The organism is Mesorhizobium sp. A623 (assembly GCF_054489405.1).
The window spans coordinates 19,992-31,122 of sequence record NZ_JBTMXB010000042.1 but is presented as its reverse complement, the minus strand read 5'-3'; the positions used below and the strand labels follow the sequence as shown (position 1 = coordinate 31,122).

Sequence of the window (11,131 nt, the reverse complement as noted above, 5' to 3'; positions counted from 1 at the left end):
TGGCCCTTGCCATTGAGCAATTCACACCAAAGGAATGCGAAAACATGTTCGCACATGCTGGCTATGATACGTAACCGAAATTATTCGGAAAACGCACTAGTGATCATCATCGCATAACATGCGCGCCATTCTCTCTGCCTGAGGGGATGGCTCGTCGTCCGGTCCTGCAGCCGGAACCTTGCCGCCGGCGGTCGCGGAGGAACCAGCACGGCTTGCGGTAGGCGGCGGCGCTCGCCATGCGCCGGCGAGAGGGAGAGGGGGGAGGGGAGGTTTTCTGACGGGGTTGGAGGTCTGGAGAGAGTCTCCGGCCGTCCCGTCATGGAGAACCTGATCATGGCCAAGGCCACACCGAAGATCTCGCTGAACCAGTCCGAAAACATTCCCTATGACAGCCTGATTTTGTCGCAGAAAAATGTCCGCCGGGTGAAGGACGGCGTCTCGATCGAAGAACTCGCCGAGGACATTGCTCGTCGCGGGCTTCTGCAGAGCCTGAACGTGCGCCCGATGCGCAACGAGCAGGGCGAGGAAACCGGCAAGTACGAAGTTCCCGCTGGTGGACGCCGCTTTGAGGCACTCGGGCTGCTCATCAAGCAGAAGCGCATGGTGAAGGACCAGCCGACGCCGTGTATCGTCAACCGCGCGCAAAATACCTCGGCAGAGGAAGACTCGCTTGCCGAGAACGTGCATCGCGAGCAGTTGCATCCGCTCGACCAGTTCCGGGCGTTCAAGACTTTGCGCGACCAGAGCCTCGATGTCGAGGAGATTGCCGCCCGCTTTTTCGTGTCGCCGGCGACGGTCAGGCAGCGCCTGAAGCTCGCTTCGGTTTCCCCAAAACTGCTCGACCTCTACGAGAAGGATGAAATCCGCCTCGAGCAGATCATGGCGTTGTCGATTTCCGGCGACCATGCGCGTCAGGAACAGGTGTGGGAACGGGTTTCCACGTCGCACATGCAGGAGCCCTATTACATCAAGCGGTTGCTCACCGAAACGACGGTTCGCGCCGACGATCGTCGTGCGGTCTATGTCGGCGCCGAGGCCTATGAGGCGGCCGGCGGTGTCATCCTGCGCGATCTGTTTGAGCAAGATTCTGGTGGCTGGTTCCAGGATGCCGCACTGCTCGAACAGATTGTGTTCGACAAGCTCAAGCTGGACGCCGAAACGATCCGGGCGGAAGGCTGGAAATGGGTCGAGGCGGCAATCAGTTTTCCCTACGGGCACACGTCCGCCATGCGGCGCATTTATGCCGAACCGCAGGAACTGAGCGCCGAAGAGGTCGAGCGCTATGACGCGTTGAAGGCCGAATACGACAAGCTTGACGGGGAATATGCTGAAGCTGAAGATGCCGACGAGGCGGTCGAGAATAAACTCGACCAGCTCGGCACCGAGCTCGATGCGATCAGTGATCGTCCGCAGACTTACGATCCTGAACAGAAGACCATCGCAGGTGTGTTCCTCACACTCTATGCCAATGGCAAGCTGCAGGTCGAAGCCGGCTTCATCCGTCCTGAGGACGACCCCAGGGCCGAGAACGACGAGACCGGAGCAAGTGAGGAGGGTGATACTAAGTCCAGCGCGCGCGATGAAAGCGCCAACGGCGTCGTCGTCAATGGAAAGCCAGCCGACGGTATTTCTCCAAACGGCGGCGATTGCGATGAAGCCGAGGAGGACGGTATCAAGCCGCTTTCCGATCGTCTCGTCGTCGATCTGACGGCGCAGCGCTCGCTCGCCCTGCGCAACGCGCTCGCCGGCGATGCCGACATCGCCTTTGTTGCCGCACTCCATGCCTTCGTGCTGCAGGTGTTTTATCGCTACGCCCAGGCCACCTGCCTGGAGATCAGCGTGAAAAGCATCGGTTTCGGCCAAGTGCAGGGCATCAGTGAAACGCCCTGGGCCAAGGAGATCGCCGAGCGCCACGAAGCCTGGGACCGTGACCTCCCCGAGGAGGAAGACGGTTTGTGGAACTTCCTCGTGGGCCTCGACGAGGCAAGCCGCAAGGCGCTGTTCGCGCACTGTGTTGCGTTGTCGCTAAATGCGGTGGTCGAGCCCTGGAACAAGCGGCCGCGGGCGCTCGAACATGCCGACGTGCTTGCCCACACGTTGCAGTTCGACATGGTCTCGGCCGGCTGGACTCCCACCGTGGACAATTATCTGGGCAAGGTGACGAAGGCCCGTATCCTGCAGGCTGTCCGTGAGGCATGCGGCGAGGATTCTGCCCAACTCATCGACCATTTGAAAAAGGACCGCATGGCCGTTGAGGCTGCTCGTCTTCTCGAAGGGTCGGATTGGTTGCCCGAGCCGCTGCGTCTCGAAGGAGGCGATATCCCGGCCGCAATCGATGAGGCGGCCGCCGCCGACATGTCCGGCGATGATCCCCTCGATGGCGATGCGGTCGAGCTGCCGGCGTTCCTCGCTGATGACGCCGATCAATCATCCGCTAATCAGAGTTCCGGCAGCACCGAAGAGGCGAACAGCTTCCAAGCCGCGGAATAGCGATCCATCGATCTCAGTCGGGCCCGGCTAGCGCGCCGGGCTCTTTTTCCTGTTCAAATATGGAGAACCCGCATGTCTTCAACGATCATTTACGACAATGCGCCGCTCGGTAGTATCATTCGCTATTCAGATGGGACACCGAGGCCCCCAGACCGCTTTAACAAGAAGCTCGCGGCATGGAAAAACCGCAACAGTGTCGGCCGCCTGATAAGGAAAGAACCGTCCCGCGAGCGCCCGACCTACAGTTCGCCTGCCTGTTTCACGCTGCATGAAGGCGATTTCGGCCAGGGCGGCGTCATCTTGATCACAGTAAGGCGCACCTATTCGGTCGACAGCGACCTTACGTTCGCGGTGATCGACTATCCGAAGGTAGGAACGGTGCGCGTCCTCCAGTCGATCGGAGACGGCAGTGAACTGCTGCACCTTGCCGAGAGCCGCGAGGCCGCCGAGCTTTGGTTGGCGAACAACCGCTATTCGAATGCGCTGTTGGAAGAGGTGACAGTCGACGAGATCGGCGCCGACTTCGTCGAGGGTCGGGCGGTGGCCTGACCCTTCCCCAATCGAGATCAACGCTTGTCGGACCTGGCATCGCGCGAGCGATCGCCGGGTCCGTTTCGTTTCATGGAGAATATCATGTTTCAATGGATCAAATCCTGCGCCTATGACGACGCTCAGAAGAGACGCTTTCATTCCACCGCGCGCTCGCGTCTGAAGCTGCTGGCTACGGAACTGCGCCTTCCCTCCGGATCCTTCGATATCCGCTCCAATAAGGGAGGGATCGCAGTTTCGGGCGAAGTCACGCTTCACCACGATCGCGTCTATATCCAGGTCGGGCAATTCGGCCTTTCCTCCGGTCACGGCATCCTGATCCGCACCTGCAAGGGGCGCAAGGACTATACCGGTGGCCCGAACCACTTCGTCGCCCTCACCATGCTTGACGATGTTCCTGCGCTCGCAGCCGCTGTTCGTGCAGTCACCGGCGTCGGACACGACGAGCCCCGCACATCCCACAGCCGTGCCGCGTGACCCCGGCGAGCCACCGAGCATCCACCGTGTGCAGGCGCAAAAGCGCCTGCCGACTCTGTCGCCATGTCAACTCAAAGGGAGGGAGCGATGACCACTCTCGAAATACGGCGGTTTGTGGTGATCTCCACCGCACATGTTTCTGAAACCACCGCCCGGCGGCTCGACAACACGCCGGTGAAGGAATGGCCATGCGTCGGCGGATCTTATGGTGAGTACGGTTGGTTCGTCTATGCCCATGACGAAAATGCCGGTGTCGGCCAGGACGCTATTCCCAAGGATCTATTCGAAGCCATGTGCTGGGCACGCAAGCAGGGCTGCGACTACGTCCTGTTCGATTGCGATGCCGACGAGGTCGAAGGCCTCCCGGCTTATGACTGGTAAGACCTGCGCCAGCATTGACGCCGGATCGGACGCTTCCGTGCCCAATCAGCCAATCATTTCGTAGGGACCTCACGGCTCCCGATCCCAACGCAAAAACGCCGATCGTCGTTCCCCACGACTTCTGTCGTAACGGGACAGCCTCGGCCATTCCCGGAAACAAGCCATGTCCGATCATCCGACCTTCCGTAAAGTATTCCACGGTGTGGCGACCCGCGAGCAGATGTTCGTCCTGTTCGATCGCCACCGCGACACGCCCGGTATCGATCCTTTGTCCGGTATACCCTATGCCGGGGAATGGTTCGAGATTCTTGAACGGGAATACCACTTCATGCTCTGCCTCCTGCCGCCGCTTTTCCGGCGGACCGGGATGTTCGGCATATCGGAATACAAGGCTGGCAACGTCACCAGTGTCTTCTTCGCGATCCGGATCCGAGGCCGGGAACGCTGGTTCCACGGCTTTTGCGACCTCTCCAACAAGCGCAGTCCGGACTCCATGCGGGCGGCCATCGTTGCCCGTGAGACAGGCGCTGTCGACAGCATGACGCGCGAGGAAAAGCTCGAAGCAATCTGGTCGGCAACGCATCCCGATTTCAGGGGCATTGCCGGCGAGACCAACTCCCATGCCTGGCCACCGGAACATCGGGGCAAGCGGACCATTCTGGTCAACTCCGCAGGGCACGGCACTATTCTCAAACTGCTGCAGGACTTGTCCGACATCGAGATCGATCGGCTCCTTCCCGTTTCCCGGTCGCGTCGCGATAGGCAATAAGAGCGTCTTGTTTGGGGCGGTTAGCAGTCTGTCCGGTTTCGGTTCGGACGCGGCGGCAAGCTGCCGTTCGGCAAACGATCCCACCTAAAGCGCCAGAGCACAATGGGTCACCTTCCAGACCAGACATCACGCAGGGCTTTATCCGCAAATAGGCTCTTTGGGAGAGGGAGGAGGCCAGAAGATAGTAATTCCACACTTAGCCAGCGTCGCGTGCGACACTTCCATATAATTGACTATAGGCGGGAACCAAACCCGGCGCACTAGACTGGAGCATACGAACCACCGATGCGTGACGCTTATTCGGAGTTGTTTGAGCTTCGATCTCCGCGATACGAGATTTCAAACCGTAGTACTCCAGCAGAACATCAAGGTCGTCGTTCGATAAATCGTTTACTGCCTTATCCACCTCTCGCGCCATCCTTATCGACATTGCGATCAAGCTGGATACATCCTTCAAGGTTGGCTGGCCGGCCTCAAAATCTTTGAGTAACCGGTCGACTAAAAGTCCCGCGAAATTTTTCTCGATCTCTTCGGATGCGGCCCGCAGCTTCTTCTCTTGTTGAGGCGCGAGTGACGCCTGAGAGCGCGGGTGGACCACACGATTTCGCCAGTGAATGAGCAAGGCGGCACCAGCGATGAGATAACTTTCTGAACCGAGCAATTCTGCGGCCACATCGGTAAGTTTTTCTGCACGAGACGTTTTTCTATCCCAGCCGCTACGGACAGAGCCAAAGCGAGGCAATCGCGCCGTAACCAACACAAATTCAGAGAGTGCTTCGGCCACGCGAACGAGAACGGCCTCGACGATAAACCTCCGTGACTTGCGCGCGGCGGCAGTCCGGTCATGCGGATTCCAAGAGATGGTCAACGTTTCCGGCTTCTCGTGGCCCCGTTCGACAGCATCGAGACCAACGACAGCTGTATTGAGGTTAGCTACTGCCTCGCCCACGGAGACGAGGAGGTCCTTCAGCGGTTGGACTGGGCCGGCGGTGGCGGAAGAACTGGCGGCGCCGTTGGGGTTCGAACCCACACTACCTGCTTTCAACACGCAATCCTCTAATCGGCAGGGGTGCTTCCATTACACTACGACACCATACGTCGTTCTAACGCCTACCATTCTGATTGTCACGAATTGCCGTTGCACCAACTGTGATCTTAACTGAACGTCTGTCCTCCCGCCGAGATGCCTAAAGCCAGACCGGCCGCTTGCCACCACGCACCGATATCGCCGACATGGCACGGGGCCGGAAGCGGAGCTATTTTCGGAAGAGATGGGGTCGAGAGGAGGCCGTCAAGTTTTGGCGGCATCGACAGCAGTCATCGCGCTGCCGACGATCATGATGCCGGACATGGGGATGACTTGACCTGCTGGGCGACACGGCCGCACAAGAAACCAGACCTGTGGATAGGGAGAACCGGCTACGGGAGGTAATGCTCGCAATTTTACACATATTAGGCCAAGTTTGCCTTGGGTGGTGTGGGAGATTGATGCAGTGCAGCTCGAATCGTTTCAGATTACAAACTTTCGCTCAATCAACGACAGCGGCGAAATCAAAGTAGAACGGATAACGGCGCTCCTTGGGCGCAACGAAAGCGGCAAGTCCAACCTGCTGCTGGGACTGAAAAGCCTGAACCCGCCAGAGGGTTACGGTGACCTGAACCCGGTAAAGGACTTCCCTCGTCACAGGCGTTTGGAAGAATGCAACAGTTGGACGCCCGTCGTTAAGAGCATTTGGAGCCTGGACGACGCAGATCGCACCGCGCTCGGCAAGATTCTCAAACGTGCCTCGACCCTCAAGAGCGTCACAATTGGCCGTCATTACAAGGGTGCCCGCCGGGTTGGACTTGGGTTGCCCGATATCGAATTCGATCCCAAAGCTATTGCCGTGAAGTCGAGAAAAATCGGCCCGGCGGTACAAGCAGCGGCCCAAAAGATTGCTGAAGAAAGCAAAGCAACGCTGCTTCAGGCTGCTGAGAATTTCGACATTGAACCAGCCGAGGACGCAGAGCCTTCGGAATGGGCTGCCGATGCCGCCAAACAGATAGCTGCGCTCCGGACAGCACTTGCGGCGGCTGATGCTGATCTCACCGAAAAGCAGGAAGCCGAACTCAACGAACTGCAGGATCTCGCCAAACTGATACCCGCCGACGAAAAGGCTCAGGGCGAGGTTCGTAACTGGGTGGTCGAAAACATGCCTGTTTTCATGTTCCTGGACGATTATCCAGAACTGAGCGGCCACCAGAACATTTCCAATTATCTCAACCGGAAATCCGAGGGAAAGCTAACTCCAGCCGACATGAATTTTGAAAAACTGTGCAAAGTCGCAGGGTTGAAGGCGAAGCAGCTTCAGGAACTATCCAACAACAACGACCCGGAAACACGAAATCAGCTCGCCAATCGGGCAAGCGCAGTAGTGACGGGCGAGATCAGGCGTCTTTGGAAAGACAGGCCGCTGAAAATCCGATTCAATCTCGATGCCGCCTATATGGATACGTTCGTATCCGACCCCAATGCTACCTTTGATGTCGAGGTCAACCTCGACGAGCGTAGCCGGGGATTTAAGTGGTTCTTCTCGTTCTACATCACGTTTGCGGCCGATACGCACGGTGGCAACGCGGAGAAAGCCATCCTGCTGCTGGATGAGCCGGGCCTCTACCTGCATGCCAAATCGCAAGCGGACCTGCTGGGTCACTTTGAGAAGGATTTCAAAAACCAGATTCTATACACGACACATTCGCCGTTCATGGTTCCGACCCAGAACGTCACCTCGATCCGAACCGTCAATATCGATGAAAAGACCGGGACAACGGTAAGCAACGACCCAAAGGGCGATGCACGGACACTTTTCCCGCTCCAGGCCGCACTCGGCTACGATATCGCCCAAAGCCTATTTGTGGGGCCGAACAATCTGGTCGTTGAGGGAGTGACCGACTTCTGGATCCTGTCCGCTATCAGCGCTTACCTTGCAGATAACAAGGGCACTTCACTGGCCAACATTGCCCTGACCCCGGCTGGAAGCGCCCAGAAGGTGTCCTACATGGTGGCGCTTCTGACTTCCCAGAACCTCAATACCGTTGTCCTGCTGGACGATGAGAAGCACTCTCGGGCAACGAGCGCTGAACTTCTTCGAAGCAGGCTCATAAGGGATCGCAACGTCGTCTTCGTGACGGAAGCGATCGACCTCAGGCCCAATGAGGCAGACATCGAAGACTTGCTCGATCCAGGCACTTACGAATCCCTGGTGAAGACGAGCTACAAATCCGAACTCAAGGGGAAAACCCTCAAGCTGAACGCTCAAATCCCGAGAATTGCGAAGCGAGTAGAACTAGCCTTGGAGGAACTCGGTATCCCATTCCACAAGACGAGGCCGACAAGGCTTCTCCTTGAGAAGATGGCATCCGATCCAACGAGTGTCGTTACCCCCGAGGTCGCAAAGAGATTTGGGAAGCTATTCTCAATCATCAACGAGCGCATTGCTCAGAACGCCAGTACCGAGCCGTTCAAATAGCCTCCGGCCTGATCACTCGTCGGCGAACCGACCGTGGGCGGAGCCATGGATGACGCGATAAGAGACTGAATTCGCGATCTACGAGCCATCGCGGTTCCATTAATGATATCCGACGGCAGACAGGTGCCGCATATCCGCTAGGAGGACGCAGTGGCTGGCAACGGGGCAACGCTTACTGTCCAGGAGAAGCGTGTAGCGAAGGCGCTCCTCAACAAAGGATGGGCAAACCAGGACGTAGGATCAGCATGCTGTCGAAACCTTTGACCCGAACCTCTCGGTAGAAGCCGACCTCGGCCAGATGTGCCAGGCCATCAGCATCGTTCGCATCGGCCTTGTTCGCGGCCATGTCGAGCGCCGCCTTGGCATGCCGCGCGTCGATGCAGATCACCGGCAGGCCCTCTGCCTTCAACGCATGGTAGAACCAAACCGACAGGGCCCCCGTCTCGAACACGACCCGCCGGACATACGGTGCGCGCTTGCGGATCAGCGCCGCGAGCAACCGCGGGTCGGACGCGCACTTGCCCCGCCAAATCCTCTTGCCGTCCTGCCGGATCGATATTGCCGTCTCTTTCATGGATACGTCGAGACCGATATACTGCGTCATGGTTGTCCTCCGTTCGATGCCAGGGCCCGGTGTCGATCGAGAGCCCGTTCTTCATCCTATCGGGGGACAGCCAGCCGGCTAGATGTTCGAACATCGCCGCAGCGTCTCAGGTGGCCACCGCTCCCGCGATTACATCATGTTCGTGCAATGTGCGCAAAGCTGCCACCTGTCTGAAACGTCGCTTGCTTGCCGACGACCTGATCCGTTAAAGCTCGGCGTGATTGACAAGACGCGCTGGATCTTCGCCAGCTGGCCCGAACAGCGGCTTGTTGTGCACGTCATTTCTCATCAAGGAAGAGCCTATGAAGCGCCAGACTCGGCCGTTCGTCGTAGAGGTCAAGCAGAAGCGGGGCAGTGCCCGGCAGGGCCGCTCGATCTGGGGCGATCTCAACCTGGCCGCTATTGCCGCCGAGGCCACGAAAGAAGCCGAAGCGATAGAACATCCAAATCGTCAGCTTATTGACTCTGATGGGGCACCCAGTAATGCTGAGGTTGGGACTAAACCGCGAGCGGAGTATCTTATGGCCGACCCTCAGGAAACTGAATCAGAGCAGACCACGACTGAAGCGCCTGCGAAGGCGGAAGTAAAAAAGAGAATCCCGCGGACGAAGAAGACAAAGACGGAACCAAAGCGGTCAGTTGCAAAGAACGTTGCCAAGGCGGCCGTCTCGGAAGCCGTTGCTCCTGTTCCCGCCAAGGCGCCCCGCAAGACCTACTCCGCCAAGGAGCGCACGCAGAAGCTCGGCCAGATCGAGAAGTCGATCGCCGGCGGCGAAAGTATCAAGAGCGCCACAAAGCAGGCCGGCATTTCGGAGCAGACCTACTACCAGTGGAAGAAGTCCGCGGCGCCAGCATCGGATAGCGGCGAGTTGAAGGATCTTATCGCGCTTGAGGAAGAAAATACTCGCCTCAAGAAACTGTTGGCTGAGCGACTGCGCAAAGAGAATGCGGAGCTGAAGAAAAAGCTTGGGCTCTAAGCTCGGCTTCGCCGCTACTCCAGCTAAGTTGGCAATGGTGTCATCTCGCCATCGGCCACGCGCCACACCCAGGCATCTATCTCCGGCCGCGTAGGGATCAGTTCGCCGAGAGCGGCCTCGAATTTTTCGTCAGCGGTCGGCGGTACGATGTAGAGCGCGACTGGACGTGGCTGCCGCTGCAGGAACATGGCAGTCGCCATCGGCTGATCGGCGGGTAGATTGTAGCGGAGCCCCTTGGTGCTCTGTTGCCGCACCTTGGCCAAGGCATCGACCAATCGCTTTTCGTAGGCGGACTCGTAGGGGATCCAGTTCTCCGACACGACCATTAGCGCGATTTCCTCGATGATCGCCAAGCCGGCGGCGTTCATCCCGAACGTAGCGATGGCAATCAGATGTGAAGTCTCGTCCGCACTCCAGAGCGCGATCTCGCTGTCGAATCGCGCCTGCAGGCGGCGATACATTCCCTCATCAAGAATGAACGGAAACCCCGGCATATGCTTTACGACGAGGTTTGATCCGGTGCGTGCCGGCACAAACTCCTTCACCTCCCCAACCAGTACCATCAATGGGCGCGGCCCACTCTTCGGCGGAAGCGCGCGGGCAAGGGCCTCAGCACGACGCTGCTCGATCGCCTGCTTGTTCTGGGACCGGAACTGCTCGGGGATGTAGAGGATGTCGGAGAGCGGGGCGCTCTTCACCGCCATCTGCTTTGCTGCTTCAGTGAGATGCCATTGCAGGTTCCACCAATGCCGCTTGCCTGCCCAGGCGGATGTCCATTTCGTCATGCCGGATTCATGCCACAGATAGTGCAGCAGCCCGCGCAGCGTCATTTTTCGCGCTTCACCACTGACGCTGTCGGCCACTCCGTTTCCGGTCCCAAGAGGTGATGCGCGACTGCCGCGTTTCGACAGGCTGAACTCCAGCTTTAGCGCCGCCATGCCGGTGGCCGGATCGAGCTGGATCGCGCTACCCATCAAGGCGCCGAGGCCGGAAAGCTCGTAGGGCGGCTCGAAGGACTCGCAGGCGGGATCATGTTCCGCGCCGGTGAAGGGCATGCGCTTGATGAGGAACTGGTCGCCCATGCGCGCAATGTACATGGGCAGGCCCGGCTCTCTGCAAAGGCAGAGAGGCCGCTCCCTCCGTTCATAGGCCGACCTCAGGGCCGCCTGCAGGTCGGGTGCGTCACTCTCGTGGAGTTCACCTGTGATCCTGAACTGCCGCATCACCTCCATCGCTCCAGGTTGCCGCATCCCCGTCCGGTCATTGAGTCATGGCTTTCCTGATAACGCAACCCGTTTGGGGAGCAGGGAGGGAGAGCGGGGCCGGGAAGAGACGGGCCAACCGGCGTGGAGAGAGCGCGGCGGCGGCCGCATCA

9 protein-coding genes, 1 tRNA gene and 1 pseudogene are annotated in these 11,131 nt (G+C 58.7%); 7 read left to right on the top strand and 4 right to left on the bottom strand.

Annotation, left to right across the window (positions count from 1 at the left end):
• Positions 1 to 333 precede the first annotated feature (333 nt).
• The 5 genes from ACX3P1_RS24655 to ACX3P1_RS24635 all read left to right on the top strand — a co-directional run bounded on the left by ACX3P1_RS24655 (position 334) and on the right by ACX3P1_RS24635 (position 4,666).
• Entirely contained in the window at positions 334 to 2,490 is a 2,157-nt protein-coding gene (locus tag ACX3P1_RS24655; protein WP_459082207.1) for a ParB/RepB/Spo0J family partition protein, read from the top strand.
• Positions 2,491 to 2,562: 72 nt separating this feature from the next.
• The gene (locus ACX3P1_RS24650; RefSeq protein WP_459082206.1) at positions 2,563 to 3,039 is read left to right on the top strand and encodes a hypothetical protein; all 477 of its coding nucleotides are present in this window, start codon (positions 2,563 to 2,565) and stop codon (positions 3,037 to 3,039) included.
• 84 nt (positions 3,040 to 3,123) lie between these two features.
• Positions 3,124 to 3,516, top strand: coding sequence for a hypothetical protein (locus ACX3P1_RS24645; protein ID WP_459082205.1), 393 nt, complete (start codon positions 3,124 to 3,126; stop codon positions 3,514 to 3,516).
• A gap of 87 nt (positions 3,517 to 3,603) precedes the next feature.
• Positions 3,604 to 3,897: a DUF5983 family protein gene (locus tag ACX3P1_RS24640; RefSeq protein WP_459082204.1), complete on the top strand. Its 294-nt coding sequence runs from the start codon at positions 3,604 to 3,606 to the stop codon at positions 3,895 to 3,897.
• A 163-nt stretch (positions 3,898 to 4,060) separates the two neighbouring features.
• Entirely contained in the window at positions 4,061 to 4,666 is a 606-nt protein-coding gene (locus ACX3P1_RS24635; RefSeq protein WP_459082203.1) for a DUF1419 domain-containing protein, read from the top strand.
• Positions 4,667 to 4,862: 196 nt separating this feature from the next.
• On the opposite strand, the gene ACX3P1_RS24630 is transcribed toward ACX3P1_RS24635, so the two are convergent.
• Positions 4,863 to 5,711: a hypothetical protein gene (locus ACX3P1_RS24630; RefSeq protein WP_459082202.1), complete on the bottom strand. Its 849-nt coding sequence runs from the start codon at positions 5,709 to 5,711 to the stop codon at positions 4,863 to 4,865.
• A tRNA-OTHER gene (locus tag ACX3P1_RS24625) sits at positions 5,669 to 5,759 on the bottom strand. Before ACX3P1_RS24625 ends, ACX3P1_RS24630 begins: the two co-directional genes overlap by 43 nt.
• Positions 5,760 to 6,159: 400 nt before the next feature.
• Here ACX3P1_RS24625 and ACX3P1_RS24620 point away from each other — a divergent pair.
• On the top strand, positions 6,160 to 8,175 hold the full coding sequence (locus ACX3P1_RS24620; protein ID WP_459082201.1) for an AAA family ATPase: 2,016 nt from the start codon (positions 6,160 to 6,162) through the stop codon (positions 8,173 to 8,175).
• 238 nt (positions 8,176 to 8,413) lie between these two features.
• Here ACX3P1_RS24620 and ACX3P1_RS24615 read toward each other — a convergent pair.
• A pseudogene (locus ACX3P1_RS24615) lies at positions 8,414 to 8,779 on the bottom strand (IS110 family transposase); the annotation flags it as partial.
• 302 nt (positions 8,780 to 9,081) lie between these two features.
• Between ACX3P1_RS24615 and ACX3P1_RS24610 the strand changes: the two are divergent.
• On the top strand, positions 9,082 to 9,756 hold the full coding sequence (locus ACX3P1_RS24610; protein WP_459082200.1) for a transposase: 675 nt from the start codon (positions 9,082 to 9,084) through the stop codon (positions 9,754 to 9,756).
• 23 nt (positions 9,757 to 9,779) lie between these two features.
• Here ACX3P1_RS24610 and ACX3P1_RS24605 read toward each other — a convergent pair whose 3' ends face one another.
• Positions 9,780 to 10,979: a DUF1173 domain-containing protein gene (locus ACX3P1_RS24605; protein WP_459082199.1), complete on the bottom strand. Its 1,200-nt coding sequence runs from the start codon at positions 10,977 to 10,979 to the stop codon at positions 9,780 to 9,782.
• Positions 10,980 to 11,131: the final 152 nt, after the last annotated feature.

What these genes read in the sequence shown, in the direction of transcription:
- ACX3P1_RS24655 (WP_459082207.1), top strand. Translation starts at nt 334, where the DNA reads ATGGCCAAGGCCACACCGAAGATCTCGCTGAACCAGTCCGAAAACATT.
- ACX3P1_RS24650 (WP_459082206.1), top strand. Translation starts at nt 2,563, where the DNA reads ATGTCTTCAACGATCATTTACGACAATGCGCCGCTCGGTAGTATCATT.
- ACX3P1_RS24645 (WP_459082205.1), top strand. Translation starts at nt 3,124, where the DNA reads ATGTTTCAATGGATCAAATCCTGCGCCTATGACGACGCTCAGAAGAGA.
- ACX3P1_RS24640 (WP_459082204.1), top strand. Translation starts at nt 3,604, where the DNA reads ATGACCACTCTCGAAATACGGCGGTTTGTGGTGATCTCCACCGCACAT.
- ACX3P1_RS24635 (WP_459082203.1), top strand. Translation starts at nt 4,061, where the DNA reads ATGTCCGATCATCCGACCTTCCGTAAAGTATTCCACGGTGTGGCGACC.
- ACX3P1_RS24610 (WP_459082200.1), top strand. Translation starts at nt 9,082, where the DNA reads ATGAAGCGCCAGACTCGGCCGTTCGTCGTAGAGGTCAAGCAGAAGCGG.
- ACX3P1_RS24605 (WP_459082199.1), bottom strand. Translation starts at nt 10,979, where the DNA reads ATGCGGCAGTTCAGGATCACAGGTGAACTCCACGAGAGTGACGCACCC.